Here is a 19,711-nt window from a genome sequence, read left to right as displayed (position 1 = left end):
GAATTTGACATTCGTGAGCACCGAAGCGCAGACCTGACAACGAATGCGAGGGTTTGTCTACACGCTGAAGCGTTCCTAAAAGGAACGCTTTTTTATATTGATGCATATTTCACAATGGCTGCTTGACGCGTCATATCGTGATATGCCACCCATAATTCATCACCAGGCAAGACACTGGTGATTGGATCGATTGGCTGTTTCACTTCATACATCATGCCATTTCTCTCAACTTGAATGATCGCTAACGGCAGATTGCCGATGACGCCAGCAAATTCGACATTGGTCACTTTTGCACTTCCTTGTTTCTCTTGCATGAGGCTCATTTCTCTATCCAGCTCTTCTTTCTTTGTCTGGATCGTGATTTGAGTGCCCACTGCGACCTGCATATGATCAGGGATGAACTGGCTGACCGTTTTGGTGATGGACTGATCTCCGTTTGACACTGTCACATCCAGCAGAATAGGCTTTTGTTCATGGATGGCAATTGAATATTGCTTCACACGCTGGATGGTTCCTGTTAACGTCACATCTTTCCCCGATCGATTTCGAACTTCATAGCCATAGGCAGCCATTTTCAGCTGGCCATTGATGTCGACGAGATCGGCTTTTTCTCCTGTTCTAAATTCAAAACCAGCGGCTTGAATCATTGGAATGATATACGTTTTCTGATCTAATTCAAATGTGAGTGATAAGACGGTGCCTCGTCCTACGGTTCCATATGATTCTATATTTCTTAAAACAGCGCCTTTGATGAACTTTGGCTCACTTGGCTGCGAGAAGTCACCCTCTTTTAAAAGCATTGCCTTTTGCTTCTTCGGATCATAGTGAATGGCAATAGGCTGGCCTGGCTGTGGTATCTGGGTGTAGGATACAACCGTTTTAACCGTCTTTTCTATACTTTGCCCTTCATATTCAAATTGAAGCCGCATGCTGACAACTGGCTGTTCGTTGATGTAGGTGCCCGTTTCTTTCACGGACACAATATAGGCTTGTAATGTGACACTGTCCTTTATCTTGTTTCTTCTCACCAGTCTCAAAATCGGCGGCAGGAAGATCGCTAGCACAAATAATAACAGCGGGATCAAGATCCATATCGCCCAGTTAAGAATGAGCGGTCCGCCCTTCATTACATATTGCATAAAGGTATCAACAGACGTTTGGTGGGCTGGACTGGCGTTTTCAATTGAGATGACCTTTTGCAAAGGAAATTCCTTTAGCTCTTTGCTTTTCGTCTCAAATGCACCCGTTAATTGATTGTCAAATGAATAATAGAGCCAATCGCTCTTCACATTTTTATTGAAAGAGAGCCCTTCTTTTTGTAAAGATCCATAAGACAATGATTGAAACAGCTTGCTGGCAGACACCGCCTTATTCGTGCGATGGTTATAAATATAACCCGTCAGCTTACCTTTTGCTTCGTCCTTTGCTGTAGAGCCTGCAATCAGCACTTCTTCCTCATTAAGCTGGTACACATACGTTTGGTATATTGGCTTTGGCGTTGGAACGACTTCCCCAAGCCTTCCTTCTGCATTCACTTTCCTTGCCCTTTTTGGATATTCCGATTCCACGGCGACAGCAAAGTTTTGTGATGATCCGATCGTTTTTTGCAGCCTCTGCTCAACTGTATCTTCCACAAGGCTAAACGGTTCAGCATTTTTTGAGACATAGAGGCCAAGCTGATGCTTCTCGTTTGAAATGCCGCTGACATAAGCCTTTTGATCATTTTTCAAGGCTACTTCAAATATAGGAATAGGGGTCTGCCCTCTAAAGGAATTCATGACAGCATCCATGGAGACAGGCCTTGCTGGCAGCTTTAGCTCGTTAAGATTGTGTACATAAAATTGCCCGTTCTTCAGCTCACCAATGACTGCAGCGGCGCCTTCCATTTCTCCTGTAAATACAAGTCGTCCATTCCATTGATATGTATTCGTATTTAGAAATGAGGGAATCTGTAGTTTCTGTTGAGCGAGTTCTTTCTTTTCTCCATTTGGAGACAGCTTCTCGATCATTAGCTGCCCGTCTTTATTCTTGAAAGAAAGCAAGAGATTGTTTCCTTGAATGGATGGCCACATTTCTTGAAAAGGATCGCTTGTTGCCGTCCATCCACTGATTCTTTTTTCTGAATGAGGATCATACATTTCAACATGGAGCTGCTGGTCTTTTGATACCGCACTCACCACTCGCTCGCCTTCATCAAATGTAAAAATTCGTTTGACGTTATTCTCTGTTACTTTCCCATCTGACAAATCATCTTGGTAATGATTCCACACCAAAACACTGAGAATGATCGCTGGAATAAAGAAGACAATATATCTGAGGAAAATGACTGGTATTCTTTTCACTTGATCGCTTCCTTTCATGAGGTTCCTGTAACTTATACGTCAGTACAGCGAAAATGTTTCATGCTAGAAGAATACCATCAAAGCCTCCAAAATCCATATTTTACAAACTTTGTTGTTTACGATAAAATCCAATCAGATTCAAAAAAGGAGTTATCTCATTGGATAAGCTATCATCAATCATTCTAGCAGCTTGGCTGCGTGTCCCTCGCTGGTTCAAGCAATGGGTACTCGTATCCATTTCCATTTTCTTTTTTTATATGTGTTTTGTAAAGGGGCTGACTAGCTGGCATACCTTGCCGCCTGTCACTTTGCTCTCATGTGTGATAGGTTCCTTCATCATTTGGCTGATGTGGCTTAAGGGTCAAAAAAATAAGTGAAAAGAGGAGCAGCTATGAATAATTGCTGTAATTCCTTGTACGTTGAAAAGGAGAAGTCTGGAAGGTGATTTCTTTGTATATAGCATGAATCGTTTTGATTCCTTTGATTGTACGTGAAGCACGGCGAGGCGAAGACTTTGAAATCCTGCGGATTTAACAAAACGTCGCTTGATATGTCTATAATCTTGTTAGATGAGGTTATTTAAATGCTTAACGGTGAAATGTTTCGTAAGCACATAAAAACCGTTATGTTTCAGTTTTTTGAACGTACAAAGTAGGACCTTTTCATAAACATATAGGCGGCTTGATGATCTCTTGTTTTACGAAGTTGGATACCCCAAGGTATATCCTTCTTGATCAATCGCACGAAAAAGATAACGCCACTCTCCCTTGACTTTGATATAGGTTTCATCTAAATGCCATACGAAATGTGCTGATTTATTTTTCTTCTTCCAAAAATTTGATCAATCAAATTACCATATTCATGCACCCAGCGCATGGGTTGCAGAAATCCCTCGCTCTTTCAGGAGCTACTCAAAGAAAAACGACAATAGTAGCCCACTGCTCCCAATATAATACCTTTCTTAAACTGTTTTCCTTTAAATTATCTCATGTATCATTCTCCTCAACACATTTTCCCTACAGCTTGGCTTCATTTGAAAAACTTAATGTTAACCGCAACCTAATAAAATCTATAATTAAGAGTAGGGTATTTCTAAAAATAGAAATACCCTACTCTCTTATTGATTACGTTCGGTACAATTCTACTAGCCTAGTTAATTTTTATTTCAAACACTCTGAGTACTATATTTGTTGATATTCTCTATAATCATGTTTACATAATATTTAACTGATCCTTCAGAATCGATAGTGATCCCCATCGTTTCATGACCCGGCCAAATAGAAATCGCTGAGTTAACTTCAATTACAACTGGTCCATCTTCACTTTCTACTAAATCAATTGGTGCATAATCAAGTCCAAGAACTTCCACAGCTTTTAATGCTACACTCTCTAATTCTTTTGTTAATTCATATTTTCTTAAAAGCTTACCTTCATTTATATCTTTTTTACGCCATGTATTAGGAAGAGCATCATTAGCACTGATAGAAACCACTTTCCCTGCAACTACATTAATGCGAATATCATGACCTGGATTTTGAACGTATTGTTGAGCGCAGATTACTGGATGTTTTTGTAACATATTCCATATAGGTGTTTCTTGGAATATACTTAACACCTCAGTTTCCTCATCACCATAACGTCGCTCATCAAGTATTAAGCGGGTAAGATCCACTGATGCGTTCCCAGCCAATGGTTTAAGAATAATATCTTTCCATTCCTTTAATGCAGCTTCAATTTGATCCATAGATGTAACCAGACGTGTTTCTGGTACACGTACCCCAGCAGACTTCAGAATATTAGCTGCATATACCTTATTACTAGAACTTCTGACGGCTTTTGGTCTATTTAAAATGCGGACACCTTTAGTTTCCAAAAGATCTAACCAGTCAAACAGATAAAGTCTATCTCCTTGGATATGGCGGGTTCGGACTCGCGAGATAAACATCGCTACAGTAGGTAACTTCATTTCTTTTCCTTGATACATGAAAGAAGAATCTGTAATCTCTACTTCATCCCAATCATACACATCTGCTGTATATCCCAATTCCCTTATTTTTTCTACCAACATTTGTTCAGCCCAACCAAATGGCTTTTTACTAAAATAAATGAAATCCATGATAATACTCCTCCATTTCTATTCTAATTACTATTAATTTAACGAACATTTTCGAGGGGGTTATTATTAACGAACCTCGTAGAAAAAAGCGAAAATAAAGAATATTTTTTAAAATAATTAAAGATAACCATTTATTAGTTTTCTATTCTAGCGATTATTTATATTTTCGGGGTCTAGATCATGATTGAACAACCTATTTTTAGCCATTTTGTCCCATTCTGTATCCTTCATCCCATAATTAACATACGGATCTATACTAATTCCGCCCCTTGGAAGAAATTTGCCCCAAACTTCAATATATTTTGGATCTAAAATTTTTCTAAGATCTTTCATTATGATATTTATACAATCTTCATGGAAATCTCCCTGGTTTCGGAAACTGAAAAGGTAAAGTTTTAGCGATTTACTTTCGACTAACTTTTCGTTTGGAATATAACTGATATAAAGTGTTGCAAAATCTGGTTGTCCTGTTTTAGGACATAGGCTAGTAAATTCTGGACAATTAAATTTCACAAAATAATCTTGATCAGGGTGAAGATTCCTAAAAGTTTCTAAGACTGAAGGATCATATTCATAATTATACTGAGTGTTATTAGATCCAAGAAGAGTAACGTTATCTTCATTATCAATATTTCTCATTAGAGACCCTCCTATAATTAATTATTTTGAAGTAATTTTAAAACCTTTGAATATTCTTTTTCACTATCCTCAAAGACGCCTCGCATAGCAGTTGTTAATGTTGTCGTTCCTGGTTTCTGAACACCTCTCATGGTCATACACATATGTTCCGCTTTAATTACAACCATTACTCCGGAGGGATTCAAGCTATTTTGAATTGTATCAGCCAATTGTCTCGTCAATCTCTCCTGCACTTGTAATCTTTTAGAAAATCCATCTACTAGTCTTGCTAATTTGCTTAAGCCAACTACATAGTTATTTGGATAATAAGCAATATGTGCTACACCAAAAAAAGGAACCATATGATGTTCACAGTGAGAATAGAATGGAATATCTTTAATTAAAACCAATTCATGATGATTTTCTCGAAAAACTTTATTAAGATGTATAGCGGGGTCTTCTTTATATCCCTGAAATACTTCATCATACATTTTTAATACTCGCATAGGAGTTTCTTTTAATCCTTCTCTGTTACAATCTTCTCCTATATATTTGAGCAAGTCTTTTATATTACTTTCTAAGTCCAATTTTAATAAATCCGTCATGTTAGTTTCTCCTCATATCTCACATACGCTTCATTAGTTTCTTGAACTTCTAGCCATTTAATTTTAGGTTTGTTTGTTTTCGTAACACATAAGTCTTTAATGCTCTTAAAAAAAACTTCGGCAACTATTTCTGTTGAAGGGGCAAAGCCCCCAGCATTTGGATTAAATTCTTCGTATTCATTTAAAAATTGATGGTCATATTTTTTCTCAATTAAATGTTTGACATCCCTAAAATCAATTAACATTTGATTATCATCTAATTGACTTCCTTCAATACAAAAAGTAATTTTATAGTTATGTCCATGTATTCTCTCGCACTTTCCGGCATTAGGAATGCTGTGTGCACAAGATATCCAGAAATGTTTTACTAATGTATATAATTTTCCCATTTATATCACTTCCTAAGAAAAATATTTTTATAACATTAAAATGATTAAGAATGAGTTTTTTCTTTATATTTTATTGGATCATTCATATTATTTTCACTAAACCCTTTCAATCTAAGACGACAGCTATCACACTCTCCGCAAGCATATTGCTCACCTAAGTAACATGAAGTTGTTATTTCATATGGAACTTCTAAATTCGTACCTATTTCTACAATCTGCCCTTTTGTTAAGTTAATCAGAGGAGTTTTAATTTGAATTTTTTTATCCGTCATACCTACTTTCGTGGCTAAATTAGCTGTTGTATTCATAGAATCAATAAATTCTGGACGGCAATCTGGATATCCACTGTAATCCATAGCATTAACTCCAGTATAGATAACTTCAGCTCCTATCACTTCTGCATATGCCACAGCCAGTGATAAAAAAATTAGATTTCTAGCAGGGACATAGGTTACAGGAATCTCTTCAGTTAAACCTCCCACAGGTACTTGAATATTATCATCGGTTAGAGCACTACCTCCTATCTGATTTAGAAAATCCATATTAACTATTTTATGAATTTTTGAATTATAATGCTTTGCAATTAAAGCAGAAAATTTCACTTCTATATAATGCCGTTGTCCATAGTTAAAAGTAATAGGATATAGTTCGTACCCCTCATTATGAGCTACGCCCATACAAGTGGCACTATCTAAACCACCACTCAAAATAACAACTGCTTTTTTATTCATTATTTTTCCTCCTAACTTAGACACCTCTTTGATCTGGATGCCAAATAATTTTGTGTAGCTGTAAATTTAACTTCACATTAGTTAATTCATTTTCTAATATTAATGAAACTAGTTTTTGAGGTGGCATGGATTCCCATACTGGACTAAATAAAGGTGTTCCATTTTTATACCATTTATCTAATACATTTTTTGCAAAATGAAAATCTTTATTGCTTGCAATTACAAATTTAATTTCATCCCTATCTTCAAGTAGTAAAAAATTGTCATGAATCATTTTGTTATTTTCTCCACTATCAGGGAGTTTGTAATCTATAACAAAGCGAACTTTTTTATTAACAAGCATATTATTTTTACGGAGTTGGTGAAATGGTTCCAAGTCGATAGCACCATTTGTTTCAATATGAATATCCTCTAAATAATCAATTTTTGATAGCTCCTCAATTAACTGTAATGATTTGTTTTTATGTATTAAAGGTTCACCACCAGTCAAACAAAGATGTTTATTTGAAAATTTAACTACAGACTGAACGATTTCTGGTATTGTGGCTAAATACTGTGGTTTCATTGGAGCATAACTATATGTCGTGTCACACCACTTACATCTTAAATTACAATTAAATACCCTTACAAAAGTAGTTGGGTATCCGGCTTTTAGTCCCTCTCCCTCAACTGTAGAAAACACTTCAACCATAGGTATTTTCTCCTCTAATACATTTGTGCGATGAAGATCTGTAATCAATTTATATGCCCCTTTTCAAAATTATTGGCTTTATGATTTGTTAAATCCTCTAATACACTTTTTAATGTATCTATACAAAAATCAATCTCTTCGTACTTAATTATTAATGGTGGAGTTAAACATAATACATTAACTTGATGACCACCGTTTAATAAAATCATTCCTTTTTGAAGACTTCTTCGCATAACTTCCCAGCATAATTCTGCATCAGGTTCTTTTGTTTTTTTATTTTTCACAAATTCAATGCCTATCATTAATCCTTTTCCTCTAATCTCACCAACATTTTGATGGTTGCCAATTAACTCTATTAATCTGTTTTTAAAATACTGGCCTTTTTCATTACTTTGTTCAATAAGAGAATTCTTTTGAATATAATTAATTGAAGAAGTAGCAAGTACTGACCCAACGGGGTTTCCTTGAAATGTACTTGTATGTACAGATTCTCCCTCGAATTTTTTCCACACATCCATAACGCTTGCTTTTCCAACACATGCAGAAATAGGATATCCTGATGACAAACCTTTCCCGATAGTCACAATATCGGGCTCTACCCCCGCGTGTTCAAACCCAAACCATTTACCAGTTCTACCAAAACCACTAAGAATTTCATCTACTATTAAAAGAATGCCATTTCTATCGCATATCTCTCTTAATCCTTTTAAGAATGCTGGAGGAGCCTGTACTACCCCACCTCTTCCTTGGAAAGATTCAATTATAATAGCTCCTATATCATCCGAACCAGAAGCAGTGTTTTCTATAGTCTGTTCAACGTTTTTAAGGCAATCCATTACACAGTCATTGTTATTTTTGCTAAATGGACAACGATAACAATAAGGATATGGAAGAAAAGTAGTTGAACGAGGGATGTCTTTAGAAAAAGGAGCTCTAAAGTGATGTCTGGCAGTAACTTCTAAGCTTTTTGCTCCCATTCCATGATAAGCACCGTAAAAAGACAAAAAACCACGTTTTCCCGTATATAAAGTAGCAGTTTTTAATGCGGCATCAACCGCGTCAGAACCATTAACAGAAACTATAGCTTTTGAGTTTTTAATTGGAACAATTTCTAAAACCTTTTCTAAAAACTCAATCTTGCGTTTATTAGCATGAAAATCTCCCATCCCTTGAAGCATTACATTTAACTGCTCCTTTGCCGCATCTACAACTTCCTGATTTGTATGACCAACGTTCGCAACATTTAATCCAGATGCGTAATCAAGATATTTATTTCCATCTACATCAAATACATTCATACCAGAAGTTTTTTCCCATATAATAGATAAACTTGAGTCGTTAAGCGTCAAAGAAGGTGCTTCCATATCTAGGAGCCTACTTAGATATAATTTTGAATTAGGCCCAGGGATAGGTGTTTCAATTTTTGGTAAACTATTAATTCTATTCATATAAATTCCTCCGCTTTTAAAATTCGATTATTCAGACTATAACTAGAACAATTGCGTGTATTTCACCTCCTTAAATATCAAAATATTTAATTCTTTTCTCTTTAAGATGATAATTGAGCAAAAACAAACATTCCATAAAATAGTATAAAAAATATTTTTTGGAAAATAAAATTGCAAAAATAACTTTTTAATATTATAATTATTTAGAACATTAAGTGTATTGTATATGTAAATTATAGTTATAATTTCAATAAATAGTCAATATTTTTTTACTTTCACTTAATTTCGCAATAAATTTTACATTAACCATCTGTAGGTTCATTATTTGTTATTCACAATTTGGTATCTAGGAGGATTTTATGACTAATTTAGACATTAAGGACACTATATTTATAAGCGGATTAGAAATATTGAAAGAAAAATTCACAGATTTATACAGTTGTATTGATCTCGAAAAAATCCCTGTTTCTATACAATTAATTAAAGAAATAGAATCTGAATTTGCTGATTTCGAATCAGCCGATACGGGGGGAAGAGGTGAGGTATATAGAATAGCCCAAAAAAATATAACTGTTCGTTCAGAAGGAATAAAAAATATATTTTCTTTACTGAGTCCGAATGAAAAAATTGAAAATTTATCATCTGATATGAAATTACTTGATGCATTGGGCGGAGATGGATTATTAACAAAAGTTATCTCAAATATTATAGATTCTAAGAACCTTCCCCAAATATTAACTACTGATATTTCTGCAGATATGATAAATGCTGCAAAAAAACATAGTATTCCAGCTTTACGTCTGGCTGCCCAATACTTAGCAATAAAAGATTATAGTTTGGACGGGGTAATATTTGCTTATGGTACACACCACATACCAGTTTCTCAAAGATTACAAGCATGTAAAGAAGCGTATAGGGTTTTGAAAAAGGGAGGAAAATTTATCTTACATGATTTCGAATCATGTTCACCAGTTGCTAATTGGTTTCAAGAAGTCGTCCACAAATATTCCTTAACTGGACATGATTTTTCGCATTTTGATTACAATGAAATTAAATCCTATCTGTATAAAAGTGGATTTGAAAGTTTTAAGATTGAATATATGTATGATCCATTTATTTTTACAGGGAATTCAATGGCAGATGTAAAATTTCAATTTACAGATTATCTACATAATATGTACGGATTATACAAATTAGACTTACAGTTTGGGGAACAAGAAGTACATGATGTTATTTATCAATTGGCTAACAAATACTTTGTTTACGATTATCAACAATTAGGGGTATCTCAATCTTTCGGAAAGAAAACAGTAAAAATAAATCAAATAGGCCAAAGATGGCAATTAGAAATGCCTCGCGTAGCTATTGTTGGTAGTGGTATAAAATAATATTATTATGCTACATATAATTAAAAAAGTTCTAAGGTTGTATTGATAGATACTTTTATATAGTTCACTGTTATAATTTCAAAAAATTTTAAAAATATGCTAAGAGAGGTTGAGCTATGGATACTATTATAGTTGCAGCACCAGCAAATTATTATAATTACATTTTTGAATTATCAAAGTTGTGTAGTAAAGTCATTTGGATAGGGCCTAACGTGAATTCTGTAAATACTAATATTATTTGTATTGAAGAAGACCCTAGAAACTTTAAGGGATTAAAAAATGCTATAAATGAGCTTTTGAAAAGTATAGACGTTAATCAAATTGAAACCCCTTATGAATTCTATATAGAAAACGTAGCTCGAATTAGGGAGGAGTTTGAATTTCCTGGATTGCAAACTGCAGATATTATTCCTTTAAGAAATAAGTATGAAATGAAAAAGAAATTTATGGAAAATAATGTCCCGTGTGCTAAACATATGCTAATTAACAATCCTGAAAAAATAAATGAAATTATAAATAATGGAGATTATCCGTATATATTTAAACCTTTAAATAACGCTGGGTGTCGGGGGGTAATCAAAGTTAATAACGAACATGAAGCAAGAATAGCATACAATAATTTTTTTAATAACCAACAACTGTTCCAAGCGGAAGAGTATGTAGAAATTATTGTTGAAGGTAGCTATGATGTTATCGTGGAAGATGGAAAGGTGATTTTTGGTACTATAACCGAATATGAACCAACAATTATAGATACAGTCTTAAATCCACATGGACATAGAGTATATTTAAAAAATGATTTGCCTGAAAATATAGATTGTGAAATTAGGAATTTAGGAGCAAAGGCTATTGCAGCTCTTAACATTCAACATTCTTTTGCACATATTGAGTATTTTATTGATAAAAATAACAGAGTACTCATTAACGAAGTGGGCGCAAGGATACCAGGTGCTAATATTCCGTTATTAATAAATTATTCTCAAGATTTTTCAACGGAAAAGATATGGGCTCATCATCTATTAAAAATGCCTATCAGTGTGTCATATAATAGATTTTGGCAAGCTGGTATTATATTTTTAACTGCTGAAAATGTTGATTTTATCAGCAAAATTAATGGATGGGATTCTTTATATAATAAATATAAAGATGAGATAATGGAATATAGCTTTCCGCGAGTTGGGGATTCAGTGAAAAAAAGCAGAGTAAACGTTAATGATACAGAAGGCTATGTCATCGTGAAAAGTGAGGATTCAGAAAAAATGAAGAGCATTTTAGATGATATTGTTTGTAACTTAAGTTTTACATAGAAATGATTCTGTTTCAAAGTTTTTCAAATGAAGCCAAGCTGTAGGGAAAATGTGTTGAGGAGAATGAACATGAGATAATTTAAAGGAAAACAGTTTAAGAAAGGTATTATATTGGGAGCCGTGCGCTACTATTGTCGTTTTTCTTTGAGTAGCTCCTGAAAGAGCGAGGGATTTCTGCAACTATCATGCGCTGGGTGCATGAATATGGTAATTTGATTGATCAAATTTGGAAGATGAAAAATAAATCAGCACATTTCATATGGCATTTAGATGAAACCTATATCAAAGTCAAGGGAGAAATCACCTTCCAGACTTCTCCTTTTCAACGTACAAGGAATTACAGCAATTATTCATAGCTGCTTAAACGATAACCGTATTTTGTAAACGGACGCATACTTTTTTTGAACTTTGCAACAGAACCTTAAAGAGCAACATGTGTTGATTTCCTTTGTAGACGCTGCTTATGATAGCCAACACATTTTATTGCAGGTGCGTGTGATATCCTTCCTGTAAATCCCATTAACGCACGAAATAGCGAACAAAATTAAAAATTCACACCGTCCTGTGTTATCACATTTTGTAAATACAACCTTTGGAAAACAACAGTTGAACGAGCGTAGCAAAATTGAACAACAGTTTAGTAAACTCAAAGATAAAGGGCTGGAACATCCTTATTGGTATGGGGAAAATCGCTATCTACTGCATGTTCAGCTAGTTTTGCTGATTCATAACATTGCATATTTATTGTTTTGCAATAACCTCTAAATTAGTAGAAATATGTATTAATTTTAGAGTAACATGATACTGTGAAAATGTAATTGATAGAAGCTTTTAATATTTTAAATATTAAAATTAGGTAGTAAATTAATTGATATCCTTCTCCAACTCTAATGAATTTAAAAATCAAAATAATAACCTAAAAGGAGTACCTAACTATGAAACATCTTATTTTAAGTTATTCACCAGAAGAAGAGCCATACCATGAATGGCTTCCTGAAATAAAAGACCATATCGTATTATTCGTAAATGAAGATTACATAGATACATTCAATCACAATCACTATTCAGCAGTTCTCCCCTTCAGTAATTATAGCCAAAATGGGAATATTGAAAGAATAGCTATGTCATTAAACGAGAAACAACCTTTCAAACAAGTAATTGCTATTGATGAATTAGATTTAATCCGAGCAGCCCAATTACGTGAACTGTTTGGAATTGAAGGTCAAAGTATAGAAAATACAGTTCCTTATCGAGATAAGTTAATTATGAAAAAATATATACAAGAAGAAGGAATTCCTGTTCCAGAGTTTACGCTAGTAAACTCTCCTTTAGATCTATTACTATTTATAGAGAACCATGGTTTCCCAGTTATTGTAAAGCCCCGCGACTCTGTTGCTACAATTGGGATTTCAATGATTCGTGATTCTACTGAATTAGAAGAATGGTTGACAAATCAATTTCAACCTAATATGTTAGCTGAAAAATATATAGAGGGAAAACTATATCATATTGATGGATTAGTAAGTGATGGGGAAATTAAATTTTGTTGGCCATCCACTTACCACACACTTAATAGAAAATGGTTGAATACAGATTTTCATTCGAGCTATATGTTAGGAAGAGATAATCCAGTTTTTGAGCGATTAATAAGTCTTACCCATAAGGTAATTGAATTATTGCCATCCCCTAAACTCTTTACTTTTCACCTTGAAGTATTTGAAAAGCCTACTGGTGAATTACTCATCTGTGAAATAGCAAGTCGAACTGGAAGAGCACTTGTAAATAATACCATTGAACATAGTCTAGGAGTGAATTTAAATCGTTCTGTTTTACGTCTGCAATGTGATCTTCCTGTTGAGATAAATCCGACTTTATCTCAACTAGGTGGGTGGATTCTATGTAAAACTCAAGTTGGTGAATTGGTATCTGTGCCATCAGAAATACCTTTTGATTTTGTAGTTAAGTATCAAGTTACCGGGAAGCCTGGAATGCTTTACGATGGATCCAAACATTGTGTTGATTCCATTGCAAATATGATGATAGTAGCAAATTCAGAAATTGAGTTACAAGATAATATACTTAAAGCACAGCGTTGGTTTGTTGAGAATACAAAATGGAAGTGAATTTAAGCCTGATTAAAAACAATTAGCAGAATATAAATTTGAGTAAAGCATCTGTTAAAAAATATTGTAGTCTTTCAAATGTATATATGAAAATTGATAAATCTCCATATATTAAATTTTTAAACAAACAATTAATAGGAAATAATTTAACGTTCATTAATACAAATGTAGTCTAAATGAAAAGATTAGATTTAGAAAAATCAGAAATATCAATGATTTAAGATAAAGAAATATTATTGTGAATAGGAGCCCAAAACCAAACTATCATAAAGAACTATTTCTTTAGATATTGGCCAAATAAAATAGAGAAATTATCAATGTCAATTTTAATTAAAATGAATCTTTAAACCTTCAAATCATTTATTAAATTGGAGAATGGGGATCATCCATGAATATCTATAAAATTTTTGACATGTTACTAGAACAAGAGAGTAATAAATATAAAACAATTAATTTAATACCTAGTGAAAATGAGGCAACACCTCTTTCTAGATTACCACTAATGTTAGACATCTATAATCGATATTTTTTTAATGTCAAACAAAAATCCGATGAATGGTTTTTTCGGGGGGCCCAAGAAGTATATGAGATAGAAACAGAAGTGGCAATCCCATTACTGCAAGAACTAGGCCAGGCAAAGTATGTGAATCTTCGTCCATTATCGGGCTTAAATTGTAGCTTAATTGTATTAAAGGCACTGGGTGGTGGCATTGGAGCAAACATTTTAGCTGTTTCACCTGAACAAGGTGGGCATTTTGCAACTAAAAAGCTTGGAGAAAGTATAGGTCTGAACGTTGAATTTATACCTGCGTTGGATGAACACAATATTGATTTTAATTGTCTAGAAAGTAAATTAGAGAAGGAAAATATCCACCTTGTATATGTGGATCAATCTAACTGTCTCTTTCCAATTGATATAGAGAAATTGGTTGAAACAGTAAAACGGGTATCTCCAAAAACGATCGTTCATGCGGATGTAAGTCATTGGCTAGGCTTAATTTTTGGAAATGTAATAAAAAATCCCCTAGCACTTGGAGCTGATTCCTTTGGAGGATCTACCCATAAAACCTTTCCGGGCCCTCAAAAAGCTATATTTTTTACAAATAATATAGAAATAGAACAAAAGGTTAAAGAAGTGCAATCTTATATGGTAAGCAGTCATCATTTTGGAGCAGTGGCAAGTTTAGCTATCTCTTTGCTAGAATTTAGGGATTGTGGTGGTTTTGATTATGCACAGAGAATCGTTGGAAATGCAAAAATCCTGGCTAGTGAATTACATCGTCTAGGTTATGATGTTAAGGGAAAAGAACACGGTTACACTGTTGGACATCAAGTATGGATGAGTACGGATATCACAGGAATTTCCTCTTATGAAGCTAGTGAAAGACTTTACAAAGTGGGGATACGAGTTAACGTAAATAATACTTTACCAGGATTCCAGAAGAAACTAGCTTTACGACTTGGAGTTAATGAGATAACGCGTCACGGTGCACAGTTAGAAGACATGCTCGAGCTTGCTACTATTATGGATGATGCAATACGTGAACGAGTGCCGGTTAAACTGTTACAGCAAAGAGTTGCAAAAATTCGTACTAAGTATATAAATAGTTACGGATTTTCAATGGATGACAATGAGTTACATAATTTGAGTATGCAAATATTTTCAACTAGTATCAAAGAAGTCAAGGTTACTTAAAAATGATGATTGTACTTTATAAGATACACAAGTTGAATAAATTTTAGAAAAGGTATTTTTTAAAACAAATATAAATATATCTACGATATAAAAAGGAGTTTAATATGAAAGCACTTGTAATTCCTGAAGCGAATTCAAATTGGGAAATAAGAGACGTTCCAACACCGAATATACTCGATGAAGAAGTACTAATTAAGATTAAGGCAAGTGGTTTGTGTTATAGTGACATTCATATGTCAAGAGGGGAATGGGGGAACGAATTTCCAATTATTCCAGGTCATGAGCCAGCAGGAGTCATAGTAGCAGTTGGTAAACGCGTAAATGGGTTAAAAATAGGGGATAGAGTTGGACTTCCTTGGGATCAAAGCGGGTGTGGAGAATGTCCACACTGTATACAGGGGAAAGTTGAATTTTGTGCTGATAGGAAAGCAACAGGGGTTACTGTTTCAGGAGGTTGCGCCGAATATTTAAAAGCACCTGCCCATTATGTTGTTCGAATTCCTAAAGAGATAAATTTTACACAAGCAGCGCCTTTATTTTGTGCTGGGTATACTGTTTATGGCGGCTTAGTTCATGCTGGGGCTTCCGCAGGGAAAACAGTAGCTGTGTTAGGTATTGGAGGACTTGGTCATTTAGGTATACAATTTGCAAAATCTTTTGGCTGCCGTGTAATTGCTTTAACACGTGGAGATGACAAGGTTGAGTTTTCAAAAAAATTAGGTGCTCATTATGTAATTAATGTCGAAAGTACCGACTGGGTAGACAAAGTATTGAAATTAGGAGGTGCAGATGTTATCTTGGCACCTACCATATCGTCAATACATATGAGTCAGGCAATTAGTGCATTAGCACCTGAGGGTACTCTAGTTGTACAGGGAGAAGCAGGGAATTTTGATATTTCAACAGAGGAATTAATTGCTGGTCGAAAAAGAATTATGGGATCTGTTCATGGCCCGAGGCACCTGTTGAGTGAAAGTTTAGAATTTGCTGCGCTACACAACATTAAACCAATCATAGAAGAATTCTCTTATAGGGATTTTCAAAAAGCATTGAACCGATTAGAGAATGGACATATTAGGTTTCGTGCTGTATTGAAATTTAATGAAGAAGAACCGGATATTCTTTAGGTATAATAGAAATGATGAATTAATTCGTTGATTTTAAGAATACTCTAAAGGGATATTTGATATAATTTTGATAAAAACCAGAGGAATAAGACCAAAAAGAAATTTCTTTTTGGTCTTATTGTATGTTTCCTTTAATAATAAAAATTTAGCTAGACTATTTTGTATACATCCTAGAAAACTTATATTTATTTTTGTAATGTGTTGTTTGAGTTAATAAGAGTTTGATTACCCAAAAATCTGAAGTATGGAAAAACTAATGTTATGCTAGCTACCAGGCAAATTAGACCGCCAACAATGATATATATATATCTTACACCAATTATGTCTCCTAATTGTCCAGCAAATAAGATTCCTAATGGCATAGTTGATCGAATGATAAGCAGTCGAACAGAAAATACTTGCCCTACTAATTCATTTGGTACTGTTTTTTGGTATAATGCTACACTTTGTGCACCAAAGAATGGGAAAAATAAACCTGATAGAATTTCTACAATAATTGCCAGGGGGTAGTAATGTATAGTGCCTAATAATACAAAGGAAGTACCTCCCATAAGCAAACCGAGTAGCATAATGTAATTCTTTTGCGCGAATTTTTGGAATTTAGAAACTAACATTGAGCCAAAGAAATAACCTAACGGATATCCAGCCATAAATAATCCGTAAATAAATGAATTTCCATTTAATTCATCTATTATATATGGAACATTAATAACTATAGTGGCACCTACAGCAAATTGAACAAATGCAGTTAAAATACCTAACCATAATAATTGTTTATTAGAAAAAAAGTAAACGTAGCCTTTAGCAATAAGTTTTAACCAAGATTCTTTGGAAGTAAAGTTCTTTACCGGCTTTTCATTAAGTTTCATTAAACTCAATGCACTTAAAAAGAATAAACAGCCAACTAAAAGGTATGTCCATTTTACTCCAATGATAGAAATTAAAAGACCCCCAAGAGGTGGAGCCAAAAATCCCATTAATCTTAGTACACCATCTAAGAAAGCATTCGCTTGGGTTAATTGTTGTTTAGATATTAGAGTAGGGAGTATCGCTAAGCTAGCAGGTACATATAGTGGCTGTATCATTCCTAGTGTCAATTGGATAACAAATAAACTCCATGGGTGCGCTTGATCAAAGAGCATTAAAGAAAAGGGAAGCATAAAGACGATTCCCCTTAAAAATTGGGAAACAAACATGATCTGTTTTCTACTAATTCGATCTATAAATGGACCAATAAAGAATTGAAGTATTAATGAAGGGATAAAATATGTTAACCAAAGTGTCCCCATAGCCGCTTTTGATCCTGTAATTTCATATAACAACAAAGAATTACAAAGTGCTCCAATGGCACCACCAAATTCCGATACAGTTTGTCCAACCAAAAGAGATATATAAGAAAAATTTTTATGAATTTTATTTGATTGTTCTTTCATCAATCATGGCTCCTCAATATAAGTCATTAGACTTTCATTTATAAAATCAATTTCTTGTTTGTTGAGACAATACTTTGATGATTGAATTGAAACTAAACCTGATAATTTAAGTATGGACAAATGATGATGAAGAGTAGATTTTGGAATAGAGAGTTTTTCTGTAAGTTCCTGCAATGTGTAACTTTTTTTAGTAAGGTGTTTAACAATACGAAGACGCGATTCATCCGCTAAAGCTTTATAAGTATGAACTAAGAAAGATGGCGGGGCATCTCTATCATCTTTTAGAAATTTATTCCCATCCGAAACTGCATAATAAATGACCTTTGTACCTCGGAGTGTCATACCAATATTCAAAGGTTTGTACATAAGTTGAGGAATCAACAATACCTTCTGAATGTTTGGTTCAGGGTGATATTCTTCACCGGTAACATATTTTACAAATTTCTCCGATTCATATTTCGATTGATGACGGGATTTTTCATAATGCTCTTGAGCAAGTATTGATTCTATATGTTCTTCATGTAATTTTAGTACATTCTCGTACCATCCAGTTATAGTCATGACTAAGTGTTTTTTTAAATCCTCTTCTTTTACATTAAAAAGGTATTGTAAATAAGAAGAAAAAAACTTGTGTCCTTGAGCGGCTTGGTATAAGTCTGATATTGAGTTACTATCCTTTTCAAATGCAGCTTTATACCTTTTTTCCTCATTTTCAACACCTAAATATGGAAGGCATATAAAGAGCAATTCATCCATTTTTAAATTTGTTACTTCAAAAACAACCTCATCAATTTTTTTAAAATCAAATTGATGAAGTAATTGAAGTTGTGCATACCACGTGTTGTGTTTTTGTACCAAATCAAGTTCCTTTTTTAGATTCTCAGGTAAAATTTTCTCTAATTCACTCCAATATGAAGAAGATTTAGACAACCTAGGATGAATTTCGGGATAAGTGTAAGCAGCTATTCCTAAGGCATTTTCCCATAATATGGAGAATGAAAGCATTACCTCGTACGTTTCCCTTTCTCCACTGATAGTTAATATTTTACTCATATTTTTCACTCCTTCATAAACATTCTATAATTACGGGATGATAAATTCAATATCTTTCGATTATTTTATCAATTTTAAATCAAACGGTTCTGGTTCTTGCGCAAAGATAGTCGAATATAAAAAAGAATGAAAGATTCCACTAGAAATCCACGGTTAAACAGTAAGATCGTTTTGATTCCTTTGATTGTACGTGAAGCACGGCGAGGCGAAGACTTTGAAATCCTGCGGATTTAACAAAACGTCGCTTGATATGTCTATAATCTTGTTAGATGAGGTTATTTAAATGCTTAACGGTGAAATGTTTCGTAAGCACATAAAAACCGTTATGTTTCAGTTTTTTGAACGTACAAAGTAGGACCTTTTCATAAACATATAGGCGGCTTGATGATCTCTTGTTTTACGAAGTTGGATACCCCAAGGTATATCCTTCTTGATCAATCGCACGAAAAAGATAACGCCACTCTCCCTTGACTTTGATATAGGTTTCATCTAAATGCCATACGAAATGTGCTGATTTATTTTTCTTCTTCCAAAAATTTGATCAATCAAATTACCATATTCATGCACCCAGCGCAATCCCTCGCTCTTTCAGGAGCTACTCAAAGAAAAACGACAATAGTAGCGCACGGCTCCCAATATAATAC

General features: G+C 34.1%; 15 protein-coding genes and 4 pseudogenes. 7 read left to right on the top strand and 12 right to left on the bottom strand.

The features are described 5' to 3' along the window. Positions 1–92: 92 nt before the first annotated feature. The 9 genes and pseudogenes from QR42_RS02395 to QR42_RS02355 form a co-directional block, all read right to left on the bottom strand. Complete coding sequence (locus tag QR42_RS02395; RefSeq protein ID WP_235354786.1) at positions 93–2,342, bottom strand: hypothetical protein; 2,250 nt, start codon at positions 2,340–2,342, stop codon at positions 93–95. Between the two features lie 354 nt (positions 2,343–2,696). After that, positions 2,697–3,296 (bottom strand): annotated as a pseudogene (locus tag QR42_RS18775) (IS6 family transposase). Positions 3,297–3,507: 211 nt separating this feature from the next. Then, on the bottom strand, positions 3,508–4,458 hold the full coding sequence (locus QR42_RS02385; RefSeq protein WP_039176632.1) for an ATP-grasp domain-containing protein: 951 nt from the start codon (positions 4,456–4,458) through the stop codon (positions 3,508–3,510). Positions 4,459–4,605: 147 nt separating this feature from the next. Beyond that, a complete protein-coding gene (queF, locus tag QR42_RS02380; protein ID WP_039176630.1) occupies positions 4,606–5,097 on the bottom strand; it encodes a preQ(1) synthase in 492 nt (163 codons plus the stop codon). A gap of 17 nt (positions 5,098–5,114) precedes the next feature. Further along, positions 5,115–5,681 (bottom strand): GTP cyclohydrolase I FolE, encoded by a 567-nt coding sequence (folE, locus tag QR42_RS02375; protein WP_039176628.1) that lies wholly within the window; start codon positions 5,679–5,681, stop codon positions 5,115–5,117. Continuing rightward, positions 5,678–6,070: a 6-pyruvoyl trahydropterin synthase family protein gene (locus QR42_RS02370; RefSeq protein WP_039176626.1), complete on the bottom strand. Its 393-nt coding sequence runs from the start codon at positions 6,068–6,070 to the stop codon at positions 5,678–5,680. The genes folE and QR42_RS02370 overlap by 4 nt, the downstream gene beginning before the upstream one ends. 44 nt (positions 6,071–6,114) lie before the next feature. Next, complete coding sequence (queC, locus tag QR42_RS02365) at positions 6,115–6,801, bottom strand: 7-cyano-7-deazaguanine synthase QueC (RefSeq protein WP_039176624.1); 687 nt, start codon at positions 6,799–6,801, stop codon at positions 6,115–6,117. Between the two features lie 16 nt (positions 6,802–6,817). Beyond that, on the bottom strand, positions 6,818–7,540 hold the full coding sequence (locus tag QR42_RS02360; RefSeq protein ID WP_039176621.1) for a 7-carboxy-7-deazaguanine synthase QueE: 723 nt from the start codon (positions 7,538–7,540) through the stop codon (positions 6,818–6,820). Beyond that, a complete protein-coding gene (locus QR42_RS02355) occupies positions 7,537–8,940 on the bottom strand; it encodes an aspartate aminotransferase family protein (protein WP_039176620.1) in 1,404 nt (467 codons plus the stop codon). The genes QR42_RS02360 and QR42_RS02355 overlap by 4 nt, the downstream gene beginning before the upstream one ends. Before the next feature lie 359 nt (positions 8,941–9,299). Here QR42_RS02355 and QR42_RS18700 point away from each other — a divergent pair, with 359 nt between their 5' ends. From QR42_RS18700 to QR42_RS02330, 7 genes and pseudogenes are all read left to right on the top strand, one after another. Next, positions 9,300–10,328 (top strand): class I SAM-dependent methyltransferase, encoded by a 1,029-nt coding sequence (locus tag QR42_RS18700; RefSeq protein ID WP_052196514.1) that lies wholly within the window; start codon positions 9,300–9,302, stop codon positions 10,326–10,328. A gap of 116 nt (positions 10,329–10,444) precedes the next feature. Beyond that, positions 10,445–11,635, top strand: a complete 1,191-nt coding sequence (locus tag QR42_RS02345) for an ATP-grasp domain-containing protein (protein ID WP_039176617.1) — start codon at positions 10,445–10,447, stop codon at positions 11,633–11,635. Positions 11,636–11,740: 105 nt separating this feature from the next. Beyond that, positions 11,741–11,934, top strand: a pseudogene (locus tag QR42_RS19385) (IS6 family transposase); the annotation flags it as partial. A 124-nt stretch (positions 11,935–12,058) separates the two neighbouring features. Further along, a pseudogene (locus tag QR42_RS18765) lies at positions 12,059–12,400 on the top strand (ISNCY family transposase); the annotation flags it as partial. 170 nt (positions 12,401–12,570) lie between these two features. Beyond that, positions 12,571–13,758: an ATP-grasp domain-containing protein gene (locus QR42_RS02340; protein WP_052196513.1), complete on the top strand. Its 1,188-nt coding sequence runs from the start codon at positions 12,571–12,573 to the stop codon at positions 13,756–13,758. A gap of 388 nt (positions 13,759–14,146) precedes the next feature. Further along, entirely contained in the window at positions 14,147–15,454 is a 1,308-nt protein-coding gene (locus tag QR42_RS02335; protein ID WP_039176614.1) for a PLP-dependent aminotransferase family protein, read from the top strand. Positions 15,455–15,558: 104 nt separating this feature from the next. Next, positions 15,559–16,581 (top strand): alcohol dehydrogenase catalytic domain-containing protein, encoded by a 1,023-nt coding sequence (locus tag QR42_RS02330; protein WP_039176612.1) that lies wholly within the window; start codon positions 15,559–15,561, stop codon positions 16,579–16,581. Positions 16,582–16,766: 185 nt separating this feature from the next. Here QR42_RS02330 and QR42_RS02325 read toward each other — a convergent pair whose 3' ends face one another. From QR42_RS02325 to QR42_RS18760, 3 genes and pseudogenes are all read right to left on the bottom strand, one after another. Next, positions 16,767–18,014 carry an MFS transporter gene (locus QR42_RS02325; RefSeq protein ID WP_039176609.1) on the bottom strand — a complete coding sequence of 416 codons (1,248 nt, stop codon included), beginning with the start codon at positions 18,012–18,014 and terminating at the stop codon, positions 16,767–16,769. Positions 18,015–18,017: 3 nt separating this feature from the next. Continuing rightward, on the bottom strand, positions 18,018–19,067 hold the full coding sequence (locus QR42_RS02320) for an ArsR/SmtB family transcription factor (protein ID WP_039176606.1): 1,050 nt from the start codon (positions 19,065–19,067) through the stop codon (positions 18,018–18,020). 74 nt (positions 19,068–19,141) lie between these two features. Beyond that, a pseudogene (locus tag QR42_RS18760) lies at positions 19,142–19,709 on the bottom strand (DDE-type integrase/transposase/recombinase). Positions 19,710–19,711 lie beyond the last annotated feature (2 nt).

This window comes from Bacillus sp. WP8 (assembly GCF_000800825.1).
GTDB classification, from domain to species: domain Bacteria; phylum Bacillota; class Bacilli; order Bacillales; family Bacillaceae; genus Bacillus; species Bacillus safensis.
Note: the sequence above shows the minus strand (reverse complement) of the source record. Positions and strands in the feature narration are given on the sequence as shown.